Here is a 20,824-nt window from a genome sequence, read left to right as displayed (position 1 = left end):
CGCCGGCGCGCGCGCCCCGCTGGCAGCCGGCTCCGCGCGGGCCGCGGCCGCCGCCGACGCGGGCACCACCGCGCTCGTCCTGTACGACACCGCCGGCCCCTACGGGCACCTCGGCGAGCTGTACGCCATGGCCACCGCCAACCTCGCCGGCCACTTCGGGACGGTGACCGCCAAGCCCGTCTCGCAGTACACCGCGGGCATGGTCGGCCAGTACACGGCCACCTACTACATCGGCTCCACCTACTACGGCGGAAGCGTCCCGGACGCCGTTCCCGCCGCCTTCTACCAGGACGTGGTCACCACCACGCGCCCGGTGACCTGGCTCGCCGACAACATCTGGTCGCTGGCGAACGCGACGGGCGTCGCCCAGTTCCAGAACAAGTACGGCTGGGACCCCACCGCGTCGTACTTCGAGGCGAACGGCAGCGTCGGCAGCGTCACGCAGGTGACGTACAAGAACCAGACCCTCACCCGGAAGGTCCCCGCCGGCCAGGACGGCGGCGTGCTGCGGCCCGCCGTCATGCCGGGGCCCGGCTACCCGGCGGTGACACGGCTGGCCACCGCCCGCGACACCAGCACGGGCACCGACTTCCCGTGGGCGCTGCGCTCGGGCAACCTCACCTACGTCGGTGAGATCCCCTTCGCCTACGTCTCCGAGAGCGACCGGATCATCGCCTTCCAGGACCTGCTCTTCGACTCCCTCGCCCCCGCCACCGCCGAGCGGCACCGGGCCATGATGCGGCTGGAGGACATCAGCCCCAACTCCGACCCCGCGGAGCTGCGGGCCATCGCCGACTACCTCGCCGCGGAGCAGATCCCCTACGGCATCAACGTCATCCCCGTCTACACCGACCCCAAGGGCACGTACAACAACGGTCAGCCGCAGACGGTCACCCTGGTGCAGCGTCCGCAACTGGTCGCCACCCTGAAGTACATGCTCCAGCACGGCGCCGTGCTGATGAACCACGGGTACACCCACCAGCACGGGAACACCGCCAACCCCTACAACGGCGTCACCGGCGACGACTTCGAGTTCTACCGGGCCCACGTCGACGCCTCCGACAACGTGGTCTATGACGGGCCGGTCACCGGGGACTCCGCCCTGTGGGCGCAGACCCGGGTCACCCTGGGCCTGACGCAGTTCGCCCTGGCGGGCCTGCCGGTGCCCAAGCTGTGGACCACCCCGCACTACGCGGCCTCCGCCACCGACTACAAGGTCTTCGCCCGGAACTACACCGCGCGTCTGGAACGTTCGCTGTACTTCTCCGGCACCCTCGGCGGCAGTACGGCCGACCCCAACCGCTTCATCGGGCAGTTCTTCCCCTACGTCGTCAAGGACGTGTACGGCACCAAGGTGCTGCCCGAGAACATCGGCAACTACGAGCCCGAGGCCTACAACAACCACCCGGCGCGCCTGCCGGCCGACCTGATCGCCTCGGCCAAGGCGAACCTCGCCGTGCGCGACGGCTACGCCAGCTTCTTCTACCACCCCTACTACCCGGTCGAGCCGCTCAAGGAGACGGTCGAGGGCATCCGCGCCCTGGGCTACACCTTCGTCAGCCCCGCGACCGCCGGATGACCCTGTCCGGGAGGACCGCCGCCGCGACCGTCGCGGCGGCGGTCCTCGCCCTCACCGCCGGCTGCACCACCGTCGGCGCCCGGCCCGCGGACCGTCCCGACGACCGGCCGCACGAGCGCCCCCGCGACACCGCGGACGACCGCGTCCGCGGCATCGCGCTGCCCTCCTGGGCCGCGGACGACTACGACAGCCCCGCGGCCGGGCGCTACCTGCGCGGCATCGCCGCCACCGGCGCCGGGTGGGTGTCCTTCACCCCCACCTGGTACCAGTCCGGTATCCACGACTCCTCGATGCGCACCACCGGGGAGACCGCGAGCGACGCGAGCCTGCGGCGGATCGTCCGAGAAGCGCACGCCGCCGGCCTGAAGGTGCTGCTCAAGCCGCACGTCGACCTCACCGGCGGTGGCGACCGGGCCGGCATCACGCCCGCCGACCCCGGCGCGTGGTTCGCCTCGTACACCCGCTTCATCACCCACTACGCGGAACTGGCGGGATCGCTCGGCGTCGAGCGGTTCTCCGTCGGCACCGAACTGGCCGGCACCTCGCGGGACGGTAGGCGCTGGGAGGCGGTGATCCGCGCCGTCCGGGAGGCCTACGGCGGTCCGCTGGTCTACGCCGCCAACTACGACGAGTACGAGCACGTCCCCTTCTGGGGCGCCCTCGACCTGATCGGCGTCGACGCCTACTGGCCGCTGGCCGACCGCCCCACCACCGACGCCCGCAGGCTGCGCGACGCCTGGCGGCCCGTCATCCGGGAGCTGGCCGGCCACTCCGCCCGGTACCACCGCCGCGTGCTGTTCACGGAGGCCGGGTACGTCAGCCAGCGGGGGGCGACCACGGCGCCGTACTCCTGGACCGTCAGCCGGCAGCCGGGGGAGGCCGAACAGGCGGCCGCCTACGAGGCGCTGCTCTCCGCCCTGGACGGGGAGCGCTGGTGGGCCGGGGTGTGCTGGTGGATGTGGGACGACTGGCCGGACAGCGGTGAGACCCCGGCCCGGCTCACGTACAGCCCGCACGGCAAACCCGCGGAGGAGGTACTGCGCCGCTGGTGGCGCACATGAGCGTGACAATTCCGACTAAACGCTGACATTGTGTCGTCATGACGGCTCTCGCACCCGGCGCAACCGAGGACACGACGGACTTCGCCGACGCCGACCGGGGATTCCTCGGTGCCCTGACCCCCGGCCGCGTCACCGACGGCGGCGGCCGGGTGGTCTGGGACGGTGACGCGTACTCCTTCCTGCAGGGCCCGTGCCCCGACACCGCGCACCCCGGCCTGTGGCGGCAGAGCCGGCTCGCGTCCCGGCAGGGCCTGTTCGAGGTCGTCGAAGGCATCTACCAGGTACGCGGCCTCGACCTGTCGAACATGACCCTCGTCGAGGGGGACCGCGGGGTCGTCGTCATCGATCCCCTCCGCTCCGCCGAGTGCGCCGCCGCCGCCCTCGCCCTCTACCGCGAGCACCGGGGGGACCGGCCCGTCACCGCCCTCATCTACAGCCACTCGCACGTCGACCACTTCGGCGGCGCCCGCGGCGTCCTGCCGCACGGCCACGACCCGGTGCCCGTCCTCGCCCCGTCCGGCTTCCTGGAGCACGCCGCGGGCGAGAGCGTCGACGCCGGGGTCGCGATGACCCGCCGCGCCGTCTACATGTACGGCTCCGAACTGCCCAAGGGGCCGGCCGGGCAGATCGGCTGCGGCCTCGGCCAGACCGCCTCCACCGGCACCGTCACCCTGATCCCGCCGACCGTGCACGTCACCCGCACCGGCCAGGACGAGACGATCGACGGGGTCCGGATGATCTTCCAGCTGACCCCGGGGGCCGAGGCGCCCGCCGAGATGAACTTCCACTTCCCCGCCAAGCGGGTGCTGTGCATGGCGGAGAACGCCACGCACACCATGCACAACGTCCTCACCCTGCGCGGCGCGCAGGTCCGCGACGCCCGGCTGTGGGCGCACTACCTCAACGAGGCCCTCGTCCTCTTCGGCAACGCCTCCGACGTCGTCATCGCCTCCCACCACTGGCCGACCTGGAGCCGCGAGGGCATCCACCGGCTGATGTCCCACCAGCGCGACCTGTACGCCTACCTCCACGACCAGACCCTGCGGCTGATCAACCGAGGCCTCACCGGCAGCGAGATCGCCGAGGAACTGACCCTGCCCCCCGCCCTGGAACGGCTCAACTCCAACCGCGGCTACTACGGCTCCCTCAGCCACAACGTGAAGGCCGTCTACCAGCGCTACATGGGCTGGTTCGACGGCAACCCGGCCCACCTGTGGCAGCACCCCCCGGTGGCGGAGGCGCGCCGCTACGTGGACTGCCTCGGCGGCACCGACGCCACCGTCGCCAAGGCCAGGGAGTACGCCGAGGCGGGCGACCTGCGCTTCGCCGTCACCCTGCTGGGCCACGCCGTCTTCGCCGACCCCGGGCACGCCTGCGCGGCGGAGGAACTGGCCCTGCTCTACGAGCGCCTGGGGCACGGCTGCGAGAACGGGCCCTGGCGCAACTTCTACCTGATGGGCGCCCAGGAACTGCGGCAGGGCGTCACCAGGACCCCGGTCGTCATCGCCAACCCGGACGTGATGGCCGCCCTCACCGTCGACCAGCTCATCGACTCCCTCGCCATCCGCGTCAACGGCCCCAAGGCGTGGGACGTCCACCTGACCATCGACTGGCGCCTCACCGACGAGCACCGCACCTGGCACCTGACCCTCTCCAACGGCGCCCTCACCTACTTCTCCACCCAGGACGGGCGCCCCGCCGTACGGCACGCCGACCTGACGCTCACCCTCACCCGGCCCGAGCTGCACCGGCTCCTCGCGGGCGGCCGCTTCGAGGGCGTGGAGCACGAGGGGGACCTGAAGGTGGTCGCGACCCTCGTCGGGCTGCTGGACGCCGCCGACCAGGACTTCCCGATCGTCACACCGTGAAGGTCCCCCGGAGCGCGGGGCGCGCGGCGGTCCGGCACCGCACCGTCGAAGCGAACGGAATCCGGCTGCACATCGCGGAGGCGGGCGAGGGCCCGCTCGTCCTGCTGCTGCACGGGTTCCCCGAGTGCTGGTACTCCTGGCGCCACCAGTTCGGGCCGTTCGCCGCCGCCGGCTACCGGGTGGTCGCCCCCGACCAGCGGGGCTACGGCCGCAGCGAACGGCCCGGCGCCGTCGAGGAGTACACCGTGCTCGACCTCGTCGGCGACGTCGTCGGCCTCGTGCACGCCCTCGGCGAGAGCCGCGCCGCCGTGGTCGGCCACGACTGGGGCGCCCCCGTCGCCTGGAACACCGCGCTGATGCGGCCGGACGTCGTCCGCGCCGTCGCCGGCCTCAGCGTCCCGCCGACCGTGCGCAGCGGCGGCACACCGCCGTTGCGGGCCATGCGGGAGCTGTACGGCGGGCACTTCTACTGGAACTACTTCGAGCGGCCCGGTGTCGCCGACGCCGAGTTCGCCGCCGACCCGCGGACGACCTTCCGGCGCTTCCTGTACGGCGCCTGCGGCGCCAACCCCGCCAACGACCCGGTTCCGGCGCAGCCCCTCGTACCGCCGGGCGGCGGCTTCCTCGACATCGTCGAGGAGCCCGAGGAACTGCCGGAGTGGCTCACCGAGGAGGACCTCGACGCCTTCACCGCCGAGTACGCCGGGCCGGGCTTCACCGGCGGGCTCAACTGGTACCGCAACATCGACCGCAACTGGCGGCTGACCGCGCCCTGGGCCGGCGCCGCGCTCCAGGTCCCCGCCCTCTACGTCACCGGCGACCGCGACCTCGTCCACGGCTTCCCGGGGATGTCCGAGCTGATCCCGGCGCTGCGGCGGCTCCACCCCACGCTGCGCGAACCGGTGGTGCTGCCCGGGTGCGGGCACTGGACCCAGCAGGAGCGCCCGGCGGAGGTCAACGCCGCGCTGCTGGACTTCCTGCGGGAGGCCGCCCCGCCCACCGGCTGAGCACCCGCGCGGTCAGGTGTCGCACTCCAGCACGGTCCGGCACAGCCCGCACCGTGCCTTCACCCGGCCCCGCACGGGTACCCGGATCCGCTGGTGGCACATGGGGCAGGGGAAGGAGACCCGCTGGGGGTCGCCGCCCTCGAAGGCGTAGCCGGCGGCCGGGTACGCGAGGCCGCGCCGCCGGTCGTGGGCGTACCGGCGGCGGCCCGCCCAGCCGCAGCCGACCATCGGCGGATGCCGCAGATCGTCCTCGGCGACCCGCAGTCCGGCCCGGTAGGCCTCGCGGGCCCTCGGGCTGGTGAGCCACGGCTCGATGTCGTCGCCGAAGGCCTGCGCCCGCTTGGCCAGGACGTAGCCGAACTCCTCCGGGGTGAGGTAGCCCAGCTTGGACGCGGCCGTCGTCAGCCGCTCCCCGAGCAGCGCCGGCTCCTCGCGGTAGGAGTCCAGCAGCAGCCATCCCGCGCCCAGATAGGTCGTGGCGGTGTCGGTCAGGATCTCGTTCTCCCGCGCTCCGGGGAACTCCAGGCCCAGCCGGTGCAGGTAGACGTGCATGACCTCGTGCGCCAGCACCGCCCCGACGTCCCGCCGGTCGTCCCGGAAGCGGCCGTGCAGCTCCACGAAGTACTCGGGCCCCGCGGCCAGTTCCACGTTGCCCGCGTGCACCATGTCCCGGAAACTGACCACCATGCGGGCCTCCGGCAGGCGGAAGTGCTGCACGATGGCCCGGGCCACCCGCTGGGCGCCCAGATGGAGGTCCTCGTCCGCGGGGAAGGCCACGGCCTCCGGGCGCACGCTCGCCGGGAAGCGGCTCACCGTGTCGTACGACAGCCGCCGGTAGAGCGCGGTCAGGGCGGTCCGCACCTGCTCCAGATGCGGGAAGCCGTGCACGATCGGGCTGGACGACGGCTCGGTCACGGCGCCTCCCCAAGCGGGTACGACGCTTCGAGCCTACGCGTCGACCCAGGCCGTTGTCGCCGTGCGCTCCGGCCCCGCGCCGCTCGCCGAACCACCCACCGGCACACCCAGCGCCGCGAGCCGCTCCACGGCGGTCGGCGCGGTGCCGCCCTCCGCCTGGTACACGCTGAGCAGCAGCCGGCCGCCCGGCTCCACGAGCTCCGCCAGGAGTCTGCGCACCAGGTCGCCCAGCCGGCGCTCGGGCACGCAGTCGGCGAGGGCGTGCACGAACGTGAACCGCCCGCCGTCCGCCGGCCGCCAGTCCAGCGCGTTGCCCACGGCTATCCGCCCGGCCCAGCGCGGCAGCCGGCGCCGGGCCAGCTCCACCAGGCGCGGGGCGAAGTCCACACCGTAGGGCTCGATCACCCGGCCCCGCTCCGCCGCCCACCCCCGCACCGAATCCATCAGCAGCCCGTTGGCGCAGCCGACGTCCAGGAACGTGCCGTCCTTGTGCAGCGCCTCGACCACCATCGAGCGCCGCGCGCGCCACTGCTCCGGCTCCCGGCCGAAGCCCGAACCGCCCTCGGGCGTGGTCGCCCGCAGGTAGGCGGGCTCCAGCAGGCGCAGGTTGTCGGCGAAGTACGAGGCGTCGTCCTGTTCCCGGAAGGAACGCGCGGCGTCCAGCACGGCACGCCGGTCGGAACCCTGGGGGAGCATGCCCGCGATCGTGCCGGCGTCGGCCACGACCAGGTCCGCGTCGGCGGCGTGCGGCCGCCGGCCCCGGTAGCGGTCGCCGTCCAGCCAGGCGTAGAGCCGCTGCCGCCCGGGGTCCCAGGCGAAGGGGTGCACACGCTGCCGGTAGTAGCCGGCGGTCTCCAGCGGCACCCGGGCGGCGGTGTCGAGGATCCAGTCCTCTCCGGGCAGCACCTCGCCGGAGGGCAGCCGCACCACCCCGTCGCCGCCGCGTACCGCGCCCACCAGGCCGCCCGGCAGGAACGGCACGAAGGTGACCCGGCGCACCGACGCGGGGTCCGGGTCCTGCCCGACCGGCTCGTACGCCGTTCGTCCCGTGTCCATACCGTCCCCCTCGGCCTTGTGTGTCCGCATGCCGCCGCACCCGGCGGCGGCATGCGGACACCGTACAAGCGGGCACCGACACCGACACCGGGCCGGCGGCCCCTCACCCCGTGACGGCCGGCCCCGGAGCCTGCCCGTAGCAGAGGCAGAACGGGTGCCCTGCCGGGTCGGCGAAGACCCGGAAGCCGCTGCGCTCGCCGCCGCTGTCGTGCAGGAAGACGGCGCCCAGCGCCACGACCTCCTCGTGGGCCCGCTCCACGTCGGCGCGGGTCGGGACGTCGAAGTCGAGGTGGAACTGCTGGGGGTGCTCCGGGTCGGGCCAGCGCGGAGGCCGGTGGAAGGGCACTTCCTGGAAGGCGAACCGGGCACCGTGCGGGGCCGTCAGGGTCACCCACGAGGGGTCCGCGGTGTCCAGCGCCCAGCCCAGGATGCCCTGGTAGAAGGTGCCCAGCGCGGTCGGGTCCGGGCAGTCGATCACGGTGCACTGCAAGGTGGCGATCATCCGCCGAGCCTGCCCGGCGTCCTCCTGCGGACGCAAGACCCGCCCCCAGGACCATACTTTCGGCTGATACGGAACCCGTCCGGCGGTGGAGGCCCCGGCACCCTCGGGCTCAGTACGGTGGGACCCGTGGCCGGCCGCCCGTCGCCCGGCGGCCGGCCACGACGTCCGTACCGCCGCCGCCCGAGGGACCCCGACCCATGTCCGCCGTCCGCGCCACCTCCGCCGCGACCGTCCGGACCGCCGTCGCCCGGACCGCCGTCGCCCGGACCGCCGTCGCCCGGACCGCCGTCGCCCGGGGCGCGGCGCTCGCCGCGCTCGTGGTCCTCGTGGGGTGCGTGGCCGGGATCCCCGGCGCCCTCGGTCCGGGGCCGGCGCTGACCGGCGCGCTGCTGCCGGCGACGGGCGTCTTCGGTGTCCTCCACGCCGTCCGTCCGAGGTGAGCCCGGGATGCGGATGACGCACCGTCGCATCAACGTCCTCGCCCTCGTCCTCCTCGCCGTCGCCGCCGCCGCGACCGGCTGGGCGGCCACCCACGCGGGGCAGGGCCGGGCGGCCGCCGTCGTCCACGGCAGCACACCCGCCCGCGCCTCCGACCCGGACGGGCACACCCCCGTGACGATCGACATCCCCAGCGCGGGCGTGCACGCCCGGGTCGTCGATCTCGGGGTCACCGACGACGGCACCCTCCAGATCCCCGCCACCGAGCAGGGCCGCTACGCCGGCTGGTACGACCGCAGCGCCGCCCCCGGCGACACCGGCACCTCCGTGATCGTGGGCCGCGACGACGGCAGGCGCGGACGCGCGGTCTTCCACGACCTCCACGAGGTGCGCCTGGCCGACACCGTCGACGTCACCCGGCGCGACGGCAGCCGCGTCCGCTTCACCGTCACGCAGGTCGAGCACCTGCCCCGGCACGCCCTGGTCACCGAGGTCCGGCGCGCCGGCGGCGACACGTCCACCCTTCGGCTCGTCACCTGCGCGGGAGACCGGCACGACGGTGGCCGGCCCACCGGGACGCTGGTCGTGCGGGCGACCGCCGTCCACGCCTCCTGAGTCGCGCGCCCGCACGTCCCCCGCCCCCGGTTGCCGCGGCATTTTCGGCGGAGGATCGTGAGGAGCGGGGCCGCTCCGCATCGGATGACGGAGTCGCGCGCCCTCGCAGCGGCGCGCCACCCGGTTCCCCGCCGCCTCGGGCGCCGCCCGGCCGACACCGGGTCGTGCCCCGAAAGCCGGGTGGCCGCGGGCACCCGGGACGCAGGGCCACGGGAGGCCGCGATGTGTTTCGTGCATTCTGGTACCGCAGGCGCCCGCAGCCTGGTCCAGCAGGCCTCCGCGGGACCGGCCGCGGCCGCGCTGTCGGCACTGGCGGCGGGTGGCGGGACGGTCGGCGGCATGGACGTCGCCGGCGCCGGCGGCCCGGACGTGACGACGGGACCGGACGGGGACAAGGTCGTGGACGGGTTCGGCCACGTGCTGCACAACCGATGGAACCGCGACCTGCGTCCGGTCACCACGGTGCGGCCGGGCGAGGTCGTCCAACTGCTGTGCCGCGACGCCCTGGACATCGGCGCCGCGGCCCGGACGATGACCCCCGAGGCGACCCTGACCATCGACCTGGGGAAGGTCCATCCGCTCACCGGCGCCATCGAGGTGGAGGGCGCGAAGCCGGGTGACATCCTCGAGGTCGAGGTCCTGGACGTCGCCCCCCTCGTGGACTTCGGCTACGTCGTCGTCAGCTCCGCCCTGGGCCTCTTCGGATCCCTGCGCCCCGAACCGCTCGCCCCGCTCGCCCCGTGGAGCGAGGCCTCCCAGCTGAGCGACCCCACTCCCGGCCCTGCCGCCGGTGCCCTGCCGGAGGACCAACCCCACAACAGCGGCGCCCCGTTCATCCAGTTGTTCGGCTTCGAGCGCGGCCAGAACACCGGCTTCGCCACGTTCACCGGCGCCGACACCGGCCGGCAGGCCCGCATCCCCGTCGCGCCCTTCATGGGGATCATGGGCGTCGCGCCCCTGCGCAAGGGCATGTACCGCACCTTCCCACCCGATGTCAGCGGCGGAATGGGCGGCAACACGGACATCCGGCAGCTCGTCAGGGGAACACGGATGCAGATCCCGGTCTACGCCGAGGGCGCGTTGTTCTCCGCCGGGGACGGGCACATGGCGCAGGGCGACGGAGAGGTGACCGGGACGGCCATCGAGACGCTCATGGCGGTCACCCTGCGCTTCGGCATCGTCCCGGACACGGTGATCGCCGGCCCCCGCGCCGTCGTGCCCGCCGCGGACCCGACTCAGCTGGCCCTGTCCGAGGAGATGCTCGCCCAGGGCTACTACCAGACGACCGGCACCGGACCGGACCTGATGGAGAACGCCAAGAACGCGGTCCGGGACATGATCGACTGGCTCGCCGGCGACCAGGGGCTGAGCCTGCACGAGGCCTACACGCTCTGCAGCGTGGCGGGCGACCTGAAGATCAACGAGACGGTGGACCTGCCGTCCTGGCTCGTGTCGATGACCCTTCCGCGCGGCATCTTCACCTGACGGCAGGCCGGGGCCGACGTCCGGGCGCCGGAGCCGGGCGACGGCGGGCCGCGGGGAACCCCCGTGCGCCGCGGGCCGGGCATGGGGCAGCATGGCGGCATGCCTGCTCTCACGCGCGCCGAGGCCGAGACCCGCGCCCGGCTGATCGCCGTCCAGCACTACTCCGTCGACCTGGACCTCACCCGCGGCGACGAGGTGTTCGGATCGACCACCGACATCCGCTTCACCGCCCTCGCCGACGGCGACACCTTCGTCGAGCTGAAGCCGGCCGTGCTGCACGCCGCCGTCCTGGACGGGCGACCGCTGGATCCCGCGACCCTGGACGGCAACCGGCTGCCGCTCACCGGCCTCGCCGCCGGACCCCACGAGCTGCGGGTCGAGGCGGACATGCGGTACTCCCGCACCGGTGAAGGCATGCACCGCTTCACGGACCCGTCCGACGGCGAGACGTACCTGTACACCCAGCTCTTCCTGGACGACGTGCAGCGCGTCGTCGCCGCCTTCGACCAGCCCGACCTCAAGGCCGTCTTCGAGGTCGCCGTGACCGCGCCCGCCGCGTGGACCGTCCTCGGCAACGGCGTCGCCGAGCGCACCGGCGAGGCGGAGGGCCGCTGGCGCGTCGCGGCGACCCCGCCGATCAGCACCTACCTGCTCGCCGTCGCGGCCGGCCCCTGGCACTCGGTGCGCACCGAGCACGCGGGTCTGCCCTTCGGGCTGCACTGCCGCCGCTCGCTCGCCCCGTACCTGGACGCCGACGTCGAGGAGCTCTTCGACATCACCCGGCGCTGCTTCGACCGCTACCACGAGCTGTTCGAGGAGCCGTACCCCTTCGACTCCTACGACCAGGCCTTCGTCCCCGAGTTCAACGCGGGCGCGATGGAGAACCCCGGCCTGGTCACCTTCCGCGACGAGATGGTCTTCCGCTCCGCCGTCACCGACACCGAGCGGCAGACCCGCGGCATGGTCGTCGCCCACGAGATGGCCCACATGTGGTTCGGCGACCTGGTCACCCTGCGCTGGTGGGACGACATCTGGCTCAACGAGTCCTTCGCCGAGTACATGGGCTACCAGGTGCTCTCCGAGGCGACCCGGTTCACCGATACGTGGACCGACTTCGCCGTCGCCCGCAAGGGCTGGGGCTACGACGCCGACCAGCGCCCCTCCACCCACCCCGTCGCCCCCGCGCCGGAGGCCGTTCCCGACACCGCCTCGGCCCTGCTGAACTTCGACGGCATCTCCTACGCCAAGGGCGCCTCGGCGCTGCGCCAGCTCGTCACGTGGCTCGGCCGCAAGGACTTCCTCGCCGGCATCAACGAGCACTTCGCGCGGCACCGCTTCGGCAACGCCGCCCTCGCCGACTTCATCGACTCCCTCGCCGGCGCCACCGACCGCGACGTGCACGCCTGGGCCGACCGCTGGCTGCGCACGACCGGCGTCGACACGCTCACCCCCGTCCCCGCGGACGCCGACGGCGGCTGGCGGCTCGACGTCACGCAGCAGGGCGGCCGCCCGCACCGCATCGCCGTCGCCGCGTACGACCGCGCCGGCGACGACCCGGCGCAACTGGTGCTGCGCGAGCGCTTCGAGACCGACGTGCCCGCGAACGGCGAGACGCCCGGCGCCCGTCCTGGAACCCGTCCCGACCTGGTGCTCCTCAACGACCAGGACCTGACGTACGCCAAGATCCGCTTCGACGCCCGGTCCTGGGACACCCTGGTCGCCGCGCTGCGCGGCCTGCCCGACCCGCTCAGCCGGGCCCTGGTCTGGAACGCCGCCCGCGACCTCGTCCGGGACGGCGAACTCCCGCCCGCCGCCTACCTCGACGTCGCCCGTACCCACCTGACGTACGAGACCGACATCGCCGTCGTGCAGGGGGTGCTCGGGTTCGCCCGCGGGCAGATCGCCGACCGCTACCTGCCCGCCGCCGAACGACCCGGCGCGCTCGCCACGCTGGAGGCGCTCGCCCGCGACCTGCTCGCCGGCGAGGACCCCGGGCTGCGGCTGGCCGCGGCCCGCGAGCTCATCGCCGCCACCGCCGACCCCGGTGCCCTGCGCGGCTGGCTCACCGAGGGCTCACTGCCCGGCGGGCCCGCGCTCGACCCCGAACTGCGCTGGCAGATCCTCACCCGGCTCAGTGTCCTGGGCGCGGCGTCGGACGAGGACATCGCGGCCGAACTGGCCTCCGACCCCAGCGCCACCGGCCAGGAGGGCGCCGCCCGCTGCCGGGCGGCGCTGCCCGACCCGGAGGCCAAGCGGGACGCCTGGGCGCGGATGTTCGACGGCGACACCCTGTCCAACTACCTCTTCACGGCCACCGCCCAGGGCTTCTGGCAGCCCGAACAGCTCGACCTCGTCCGGGAGTACGTGCCCCGGTTCTTCCCCGCCGCGGTGGCGGTCGCCGCCCGCCGGGGCCCCGCACTCGCCGAGGCCGCGGGCCGCTGGGCCTTCCCCGTCCCCGTCGTCGAGGCCGCCGTGCTCGACCTCGGCGAGGAGTGCCTCCGCACCGGCGACCCCGCCCCCACCCCCGCGCTGCGCCGCCGACTCGCCGACCAGCTCGACGACCTGCGCCGCGCCCTGCGCGTGCGGACCGGCTGAGGACGCCCGCGCGGGGCCGGGCGGCGCGGACGGCCACGGTGACCGGTGCGCGCCCGGGAGCCGATGGGGGCATTGCGCCGTACAGTGAGCGACGCTCGAGCGGAAAGCAACCTGGAGGTACGCATGTTCGGCAGAGTCGGGGCACCGGAGCTGCTCCTGATACTGGTCGTACCGGCCGTCGTCGTCATCGGCATCGTGATCGCCGTCGTGCGCAGGCGGCAGCCCCGGCCCGACGCGGCGGCGTGGCAGGAGCGGCAGCACTGACCGCCTCGCACGCGGACTGACGCACCGAAGCCCCGCGGCGGCCCGGAACCATCCGGGCCGCCGCGGGGCTTCGCCATGGTCCCCGGGTGGGCGCCCACGGGGTCCGGGGCGGCGCCTCGGCTCGTGGGCGGTCCGCGGGTGCGCCGGGGCGGCGACCGTTCGGGGCGCGGTGGCAACACCCGGGGCGGGGGAGCGTCGTTACGCAGGTCGCCCAGCGCGCACGCGCCGGTGACCCGCGACAACGGAGAGGGCGCCGACTCCATGCCACCCCATCTCGCCGGCGGAAGTGAAGGGCCGGACCGGTTGAGCCCGTTGGTCGAGGACGCGCTCGGCGCGCTCGCGGCGGGGGCGGCCGCCCGGAAGGGACCGCTTCCCGCGGGTGGCCCGGGGGCGGTGGAGCGGCGGGTACGGGAGGTACTGGGGGAGGCTCTGCCGGAGGACGGCACCGGGGCCGCGGAGGCGCTGCGCGCGCTGGTCGGGGTGGTCGCCGAGGGCGCGGCCGATCCGGCGGACCCTTTGTGCGCCGCCCACCTGCACTGCCCTCCGCTCGCCGTGGCGGTGGCGGCCGACCTGGCCGCGAGCGCGCTCAACCCCTCGATGGACTCCTGGGACCAGGCACCGGCCGCGACCGCGCTGGAGGCGGAGGTCACTCGCGCACTGGCCCGCCTGGTCCACCCGGACGCGGCCGCGCCGGACGCGCTGATCACGACCGGCGGCACGGAGTCCAACCAGCTCGCCCTGCTGCTGGCCCGGGAGACCGCCACCGGCGTGCGGGTCGTCGCCGGGGCCAACGGCCACCACAGCGTGCCGCGTTCCGCCTGGCTGCTCGGGATGCCCGCCCCCCTCGTCGTGGACACCCCCGGCGGGGTGCTCGACCCGGAGCGGGTGCGGGACGCGCTCGCCGCGGACGGGGGCCCGGCCCTGCTGGTCGCCACCGCGGGCACCACGGACTCGGGGGACATCGACCCGCTCCCCGAACTCGCCCGCGCCGCCCGGGAGTACGGTGCCCGCCTGCACGTCGACGCCGCGTACGGCGGGTCGCTGCTGTTCAGCGACCGGGAGGCGGCAAGGCTCACCGGGCTGCGGGAGGCCGACACCGTCACCCTCGACCTGCACAAACTGGGCTGGCAGCCCGTGGCGGCCGGGGTGCTCGCGGTGCGGGAGGCCGGGCTGCTGCGCCCGCTCGACCACCGCGCCGACTACCTGAACGCCGCCGACGACACCGAGGCCGGCTTCCCCGACCTGCTCGGCCGCTCGCTGCGCACCTCCCGCCGCCCCGACGTGCTGAAGATCGCCGTCACCCTGCGCGCCCTGGGCCGCCGCGGCCTGGGCGGGCTCGTCGAGGCCGTCTGCGACCGGGCCCGCCACCTCGCGGACCTGGTGGACCGGCACCCCGCACTGACCCTGCGTGCCCGTCCGGCCGTCAGCACCGTCCTCTTCCGCCCCACCGGCGCCCGCGACGAGGAGGTCGCCGCGATCCGCCGCCGGCTCATGCTCGACGGCCGCGCCGTCCTCGGCCGGGCCCGCGCCGACGGACGGCTCTGGCTCAAGGCCACCCTGCTCAACCCGGCCACCGCACCCACCGACCTCGAGGCACTGCTCACGCTCGTATGCGCGACCCACCAGGAAGGCAGCACCCCCCGATGACCGCGACCGACGACCACGACCCCCACCGGGACCAGCCCTTCGACCTGCTCGGCATCGGCATCGGCCCGTGCAACCTGTCCCTGGCCGCGCTCGCCGACGGCGTGCCGTACCTCAGCGCGGCCTTCTACGAGCAGGAGCGCTCCTTCCGCTGGCACCCGGGGCTGCTGCTCGACGACGCCACCCTCCAGGTGCCGTTCCTCGCCGACCTGGTGAGCCTGGTCGATCCGACGAGCCGGTGGAGCTACCTGAACTACCTCAGGACCCGAGAGCGGCTCTTCCCGTTCTACTTCGCCGAGCGCTTCCACACGCACCGCGCCGAGTACGACGCCTACTGCCGGTGGGTCGCCGAGTCGCTGCCCAGCACCTGCTTCGGCCACCAGGTCGACACCGTCCGCTGGAACCCCGGGCGCGCCGTGTTCGAGGTGGACCACACCCGGCTGGACGCCGACGGCCAGGCCGAGGCCCTCGGCCGCACGTACGCCCGCAATCTGGTGCTCGGGGTCGGCAGCGCGCCGTACGTGCCGGAACCGCTGCGGCCGCTGGCCGAGTCGCCCGCCGTCCCCGTCGTGCACTCGGCCCACTACCTGGAGCACCGGGACCGGCTGCTGGCCGCCGAGCACGTCACCGTCGTCGGCTCCGGGCAGTCGGGCGCCGAGGTCTTCCTGGACCTGCTGCGTGCCCGGCCCGCCGGGCGCGAACGGCTGACGTGGATCGCCCGCAGCCCCTCGTTCGCCCCGATGGAGTACAGCAAGCTCGGCCTGGAGCAGTTCACCCCCGACTACACGCGCTTCTTCCACGGGCTGGCCGAGCCGGTCCGCGACAACCTCCTGCCCCGCCAGTGGCAGTTGCACCGGGCCATCGACCACGGGACGATCGGCGCCGTCCACGACGAGCTGTACCGCCGCACCCTGGGCGGCGGCTGGCCGGACGCCGTCCTCACTCCCGGTGTGACGGTCCGTACGGCCGGCCGGATGGGGCTGGGAGCCGTCGAACTCCACCTGGAGCACGAGCAGCAGGGCACCCGCAGCAGGCTGGTCACCAACGCGGTCGTCCTCGCCACCGGCTACCGCGAGCGCTCCCTGGACGCGCTGCTCGCCCCGATCCACCCGTACATCCGCCGCGACGCGTCCGGCCGGCCCCGGATCGACGAGTGCCACCGGCTGGAGCTGGACCCGGTTGTCGCGGGCACCGGCGCGGCCGTGCACGTGCAGAACGCCGAGCGCCACACCCACGGTGTCGGGGCCCCCGACCTGGGGCTCGCCGCGTGGCGCTCGGCGGTCGTCCTCAACGCGGTGACCGGCAAGGAGCCCTACCCGCTGCCCTCCCGGACGGCCTTCACGACCTTCGGGCTCGGCGCGGCCACCGAGCCGGTCAGCCCTTGGACCGCGACTTCTCCTTGCGCAAGGCCCGCAGGTACTCGCGGTTCATAGCGGCGATCGACGGCAGCGGGATGCCCTTGGGGCAGGCCGTGGCGCACTCCCCGGTGTTGGTGCAGCCGCCGAAGCCCTGGTCGTCCATGGCCGCGACCATGTCCAGCACCCGGGTCTCGCGCTCGGGCTGCCCCTGGGGCAGCACGTTGAGGTGGTTGACCTTGGCCGAGGTGAACAGCATCGCCGAGCCGTTGGGGCAGGCCGCCACGCACGCGCCGCAGCCGATGCACTCGGCGTGCTCGAAGGCGAAGTCGGCGGCCTCCTTGGGCACGGCCGTCGCGTGCGCCTCGGGGGCGCTGCCGGTGGGCACGCTGATGTAGCCGCCCGCCTGGATCACCCGGTCGAAGGCCGAGCGGTCCACCACCAGGTCCTTGACGACCGGGAAGGCGGCGGCCCGCCACGGCTCGACGTCGACGGTGTCGCCGTCCTTGAAGTGCCGCATGTGCAGCTGGCAGGTGGTGGTCCGCTCCGGGCCGTGGGCCTGGCCGTTGATGACCATGCCGCAGGCGCCGCAGATGCCCTCCCGGCAGTCGTGGTCGAAGGCCACGGGCTCGTCGCCCGCGAGGATCAGCTCCTCGTTGAGGACGTCGAGCATCTCCAGGAAGGACATGTCGGGGCTGATGTCCTCGACGCGGTAGGTGACCATGGCGCCCTCCTCCTCGGAGGACTGCTGGCGCCAGATGCGCAGGGTGAGGTTCACGCGTAGCTCCGCTGGGTGGGGTGTACGTACTCGAAGTCGAGGGCCTCCTTGTGGAGCACCGGGTCCTCGCCGGGACCGGTGAACTCCCAGGCCGCGGCGTACGAGAAGTTCTCGTCGTCGCGCAGGGCCTCGCCGTCCGGGGTCTGGCTCTCCTCGCGGAAGTGGCCGCCGCAGGACTCGGCGCGGTGCAGGGCGTCCAGGCACATCAGCTCGGCCAGCTCCAGGAAGTCGGCGACCCGGTTGGCCTTCTCCAGGGACTGGTTCAGCTCCACGCCGCTGCCGGGCACCTTCACCCGGCGCCAGAACTCCTCGCGCAGCGCCGGGATCCGCTCCAGTGCCTTGCGCAGCCCGGACTCGGTGCGGGCCATGCCGCACTCGTCCCAGAGCAGTTCGCCCAGCTCGCGGTGGAACGAGTCCGGTGTGCGGTCGCCGTCCACGGCGAGCAGCAGGTTCAGCCGGTCCTCGACGTCGGCGACGGCCTCGGCGACCGCGGGGTGGTCGGGGGCCACGGTGTCGTGGGGGCCGCGCGCCAGGTAGTCGTTGATGGTGGCGGGCAGGACGAAGTAGCCGTCGCCCAGGCCCTGCATCAGGGCGCTGGCGCCCAGCCGGTTCGCGCCGTGGTCGGAGAAGTTGGCCTCGCCGATGGCGAACAGGCCCGGGACGGTGGTCTGCAGGTCGTAGTCGACCCACAGGCCGCCCATCGTGTAGTGCACGGCGGGGTAGATCCGCATGGGCCGGGTGTAGGGGTCCTCGGCGGTGATCCGCTCGTACATCTCGAAGAGGTTGCCGTACTTCTCCTCCACCTTGGCGCGGCCCATGCGGGCGATCGCGTCGGCGAAGTCCAGGTAGACGCCCTGGCCGCCCGGCCCGACGCCGCGGCCCTCGTCGCAGACGTTCTTGGCGGCGCGGGAGGCGATGTCCCGGGGCACCAGGTTGCCGAAGGAGGGGTAGATCCGCTCCAGGTAGTAGTCGCGCTCGTCCTCGGGGATCTCGTTCGGCGCACGTGTGTCGCCCTTGGCCTTCGGCACCCAGATGCGGCCGTCGTTGCGCAGCGACTCGCTCATCAGCGTGAGCTTGGACTGGTGGTCGCCGGAACGCGGGATGCAGGTCGGGTGGATCTGCGTGAAGCAGGGGTTGGCGAAGTACGCGCCGCGCCGGTGGGCCCGCCAGATGGCGGTGGCGTTGGAGCCCTTGGCGTTGGTCGACAGATAGAAGACGTTTCCGTAGCCGCCGCTGGCCAGCACCACGGCGTCGCCCATGTGCACCGACACCTCGCCCGTCACCAGGTCGCGGGCGACGATGCCGCGGGCCTTGCCGTCCACCACGATCAGGTCGAGCATCTCGGTGCGCGCGTGCAGTTCCACGTTGCCCGCGTCGATCTGCCGGGACAGCGCCTGGTAGGCGCCGAGCAGCAGCTGCTGGCCCGTCTGGCCGCGGGCGTAGAAGGTGCGGGAGACCTGGACGCCGCCGAAGGAGCGGGTGTCCAGCAGGCCGCCGTACTCGCGGGCGAAGGGCACGCCCTGTGCCACGCACTGGTCGATGATCTGCACCGAGACCTCGGCGAGGCGGTGCACGTTGGACTCGCGAGCGCGGAAGTCGCCGCCCTTGACGGTGTCGTAGAACAGGCGGTGCACGCTGTCGCCGTCGTTGCGGTAGTTCTTCGCGGCGTTGATGCCGCCCTGGGCGGCGATGGAGTGCGCCCGGCGCGGGGAGTCCTGGTAGCAGAACTGCACGACGTGGTAGCCCTGCTCGGCCAGGGTGGCGCCCGCGGCGCCGCCCGCCAGGCCCGTGCCGACCACGATCACCGTGTGCTTGCGGCGGTTGGCCGGGTTGACCAGCTTCGCCTCGAACCTGCGACGGTCCCAGCGCTCGGCGATCGGTACGTCCGGCGCCTTGGTGTCGGCGATCGGTTCGCCCAGTCGGTAATCCATGGTCAGTCCACCAATCCGGTCATCACGGCGACGGGTACGACGAGGAAGCCGGCGGTCAGCGAGGCCGCCAGCACGTTCGCCGTGATCTTCAGCGCGCGGTCGCGGCGCTTGTTCACCGCTCCCAGGGTCTGCGCGGCGCTCCAGAAGCCGTGCCTGATGTGCAGGCCGAGGGCGAGCATCGCGACGATGTAGACGACGTTCACCCACCAGATCCGGAAGTCGGCCACGATGTTCTCGTAGGGGTGGTGCTCCTTGCCCAGCGGGTTCACGGTGAGCGTCGTCAGGTCGAGGATGTGCCAGACGATGTAGAGGCCGAGGATCACCCCGCCCCAGCGCATCGTCCGGGTCGCGTAGCTGGCCCGCTGCCGCTTGTGCTCGTACTTCGCCGGGCGTGCCTTGATGTCGCGCTTGCTGAGCTGGTAGGCGGCGACGCCGTGCAGCACCACCGCGACGACCAGGCCGGTGCGCTGGATGTACAGGTACCAGCTGTTGTGCAGGGCGGGCTCACCGATGGTGCGCAGCCACGCCGCGTACCCGTTGAACTCCTCCGCGCCGAAGAAGATCTTCAGATTGCCCAGCATGTGCGCGACCAGGAACAGCAGCATGATCACGCCGGTCCCGGCCATGACCGCCTTCTTGCCCACGGTCGAGCCCCACAGTGCCCGTAGGAGCGACGGGCGGCGGCCCGTGCCGGTCGTCGTCCTCGTCCTCGTCGTCGCCAAAGCCATGGGCCCGACGCTAGGTCTGCCTGCTACGACAGGTCCAAGACATGTTCCGGCTCGTTTCGATAGGGGGCGCCTATCGTGGGTTATCGTGCGGTCATGCAGCTGCAGCAGCTCGTGTACTTCCTGGCGGTCTCCGACACCCTGCACTTCACCCGCGCCGCCGAGCGCGTCCACGTCGCGCAGCCCTCGCTGTCGCAGCAGATCAAGGCACTGGAGCGGGAGCTGGGCGCGAACCTGTTCAGCCGGGCCCGGGGCAACATCGCGCTGACCGACGCCGGGGAGGCCCTGCTGCCGCTGGCCCGCCGCATCATCGCCGACACCGAGACCGCCACCCAGGAGGTCCAGGAGCTGGTGCAGCTGCGCCGCGGCCGGGTGCGCCTCGGCGCGACCCCCAGCCTCGCCACCGGCCTGCTGCCGGACGTGCTGCGCGACTTCCACGACCGCTACCCGGGCATCCGGCTGGTCGTCGAGGAGGGCGGCTCACGCGACCTGGTGCGCGAGCTGGCCTCCGGCAGCCTCGACCTCGCCCTGATCGTCCTGCCGCTGCAGAGCCACGACCCCGCCCTGGACGCCACGCCGCTGCTCCACGAGGACCTGGTGGTGGTCACCGCCGCCGACGCCCCGCCACCCTCCGCGGGCCCCACCATCCGTGTCGGCGACCTCAGGGACCGGCCGCTGGTCATGTTCCGCAACGGCTACGACCTGCGGGAGCTCACCGTCAGCGCGTGCCGGGCGGCGGGTTTCGAGCCGCGCTTCGCGATCGAGGGCGGCGAGATGGACGCCGTGCTGGGCTTCGTGGAGGCGGGACTCGGGCCGGCGGTCGTGCCCAGCATGGTCGCCGGACGCCGTCCCCGGCTGCGTACGACGCCCTTCGAGGCCCCCGGGCTGCAGCGCACCGTCGCCCTGGCGCACCGCAAGGACGCCGAGCCCCCGCGCGCCGCCCGCGAGCTGCGCCGCGTACTCCTGGAACACGTACCGGCCTGAGGCCCGAGGCCTGAGCCCGGCG

At 73.6% G+C, this 20,824-nt stretch carries 18 protein-coding genes; 12 read left to right on the top strand and 6 right to left on the bottom strand.

Going from position 1 to position 20,824, the window contains the following annotated elements; translation table 11 throughout:
• The 4 genes from PV342_RS18410 to PV342_RS18395 all read left to right on the top strand — a co-directional run.
• Positions 1–1,579: DUF2334 domain-containing protein (locus PV342_RS18410; RefSeq protein WP_500317885.1), on the top strand; the 1,579-nt coding region annotated here is incomplete at its 5' end.
• On the top strand, positions 1,576–2,640 hold the full coding sequence (locus tag PV342_RS18405) for a glycoside hydrolase family 113 (RefSeq protein ID WP_500317883.1): 1,065 nt from the start codon (positions 1,576–1,578) through the stop codon (positions 2,638–2,640). The genes PV342_RS18410 and PV342_RS18405, both read left to right, overlap by 4 nt.
• Before the next feature lie 38 nt (positions 2,641–2,678).
• Complete coding sequence (locus PV342_RS18400) at positions 2,679–4,508, top strand: alkyl/aryl-sulfatase (protein WP_500317882.1); 1,830 nt, start codon at positions 2,679–2,681, stop codon at positions 4,506–4,508.
• Positions 4,505–5,515 (top strand): alpha/beta fold hydrolase, encoded by a 1,011-nt coding sequence (locus tag PV342_RS18395; protein WP_400803160.1) that lies wholly within the window; start codon positions 4,505–4,507, stop codon positions 5,513–5,515. The genes PV342_RS18400 and PV342_RS18395 overlap by 4 nt, the downstream gene beginning before the upstream one ends.
• Positions 5,516–5,527: 12 nt before the next feature.
• Here PV342_RS18395 and PV342_RS18390 read toward each other — a convergent pair whose 3' ends face one another.
• From PV342_RS18390 to PV342_RS18380, 3 genes are all read right to left on the bottom strand, one after another.
• Entirely contained in the window at positions 5,528–6,430 is a 903-nt protein-coding gene (locus PV342_RS18390; protein WP_386989410.1) for a hypothetical protein, read from the bottom strand.
• 33 nt (positions 6,431–6,463) lie between these two features.
• Positions 6,464–7,486, bottom strand: coding sequence for a class I SAM-dependent methyltransferase (locus tag PV342_RS18385; RefSeq protein ID WP_400803164.1), 1,023 nt, complete (start codon positions 7,484–7,486; stop codon positions 6,464–6,466).
• Between the two features lie 103 nt (positions 7,487–7,589).
• Complete coding sequence (locus PV342_RS18380) at positions 7,590–7,988, bottom strand: VOC family protein (protein ID WP_361006081.1); 399 nt, start codon at positions 7,986–7,988, stop codon at positions 7,590–7,592.
• Positions 7,989–8,185: 197 nt separating this feature from the next.
• Here PV342_RS18380 and PV342_RS18375 point away from each other — a divergent pair, with 197 nt between their 5' ends.
• The 7 genes from PV342_RS18375 (at position 8,186) to PV342_RS18345 (ending at position 16,462) form a co-directional block, all read left to right on the top strand.
• Complete coding sequence (locus PV342_RS18375) at positions 8,186–8,428, top strand: hypothetical protein (RefSeq protein ID WP_400803168.1); 243 nt, start codon at positions 8,186–8,188, stop codon at positions 8,426–8,428.
• A 13-nt stretch (positions 8,429–8,441) separates the two neighbouring features.
• Entirely contained in the window at positions 8,442–9,041 is a 600-nt protein-coding gene (locus PV342_RS18370) for a sortase domain-containing protein (RefSeq protein ID WP_500317878.1), read from the top strand.
• A gap of 231 nt (positions 9,042–9,272) precedes the next feature.
• Positions 9,273–10,526, top strand: coding sequence for an acetamidase/formamidase family protein (locus PV342_RS18365; protein WP_400803176.1), 1,254 nt, complete (start codon positions 9,273–9,275; stop codon positions 10,524–10,526).
• 99 nt (positions 10,527–10,625) lie between these two features.
• A complete protein-coding gene (gene pepN / locus PV342_RS18360) occupies positions 10,626–13,121 on the top strand; it encodes an aminopeptidase N (RefSeq protein WP_400803179.1) in 2,496 nt (831 codons plus the stop codon).
• Positions 13,122–13,244: 123 nt separating this feature from the next.
• Positions 13,245–13,385, top strand: a complete 141-nt coding sequence (locus PV342_RS18355) for a hypothetical protein (protein WP_018557199.1) — start codon at positions 13,245–13,247, stop codon at positions 13,383–13,385.
• 261 nt (positions 13,386–13,646) lie between these two features.
• Entirely contained in the window at positions 13,647–15,032 is a 1,386-nt protein-coding gene (locus PV342_RS18350; RefSeq protein WP_400803182.1) for a pyridoxal phosphate-dependent decarboxylase family protein, read from the top strand.
• Positions 15,029–16,462, top strand: coding sequence for a lysine N(6)-hydroxylase/L-ornithine N(5)-oxygenase family protein (locus tag PV342_RS18345; protein WP_018557201.1), 1,434 nt, complete (start codon positions 15,029–15,031; stop codon positions 16,460–16,462). Before PV342_RS18350 ends, PV342_RS18345 begins: the two co-directional genes overlap by 4 nt.
• Here PV342_RS18345 and PV342_RS18340 read toward each other — a convergent pair.
• The 3 genes from PV342_RS18340 to PV342_RS18330 are packed head-to-tail and all read right to left on the bottom strand — an operon-like array spanning position 16,404 to position 19,821.
• Positions 16,404–17,162 carry a succinate dehydrogenase/fumarate reductase iron-sulfur subunit gene (locus tag PV342_RS18340; protein ID WP_018557202.1) on the bottom strand — a complete coding sequence of 253 codons (759 nt, stop codon included), beginning with the start codon at positions 17,160–17,162 and terminating at the stop codon, positions 16,404–16,406. The two genes, PV342_RS18345 and PV342_RS18340, sit on opposite strands and share 59 nt — an antisense overlap.
• Entirely contained in the window at positions 17,159–19,093 is a 1,935-nt protein-coding gene (locus PV342_RS18335) for a fumarate reductase/succinate dehydrogenase flavoprotein subunit (RefSeq protein ID WP_361006103.1), read from the bottom strand. Before PV342_RS18335 ends, PV342_RS18340 begins: the two co-directional genes overlap by 4 nt.
• Before the next feature lie 2 nt (positions 19,094–19,095).
• Positions 19,096–19,821: a succinate dehydrogenase cytochrome b subunit gene (locus PV342_RS18330; protein WP_037730947.1), complete on the bottom strand. Its 726-nt coding sequence runs from the start codon at positions 19,819–19,821 to the stop codon at positions 19,096–19,098.
• Positions 19,822–19,914: 93 nt separating this feature from the next.
• On the opposite strand from PV342_RS18330, the gene PV342_RS18325 reads away from it, so the two are divergent.
• Positions 19,915–20,802, top strand: a complete 888-nt coding sequence (locus PV342_RS18325) for a LysR family transcriptional regulator (protein WP_400803188.1) — start codon at positions 19,915–19,917, stop codon at positions 20,800–20,802.
• The last annotated feature ends 22 nt before the right edge of the window (positions 20,803–20,824 follow it).

The sequence above is a fragment of the Streptomyces sp. PA03-3a genome (assembly GCF_033792735.1).
In the GTDB taxonomy this organism is placed as follows: domain Bacteria; phylum Actinomycetota; class Actinomycetes; order Streptomycetales; family Streptomycetaceae; genus Actinacidiphila.
This window is presented reverse-complemented; position numbering and strand designations above follow the sequence as displayed.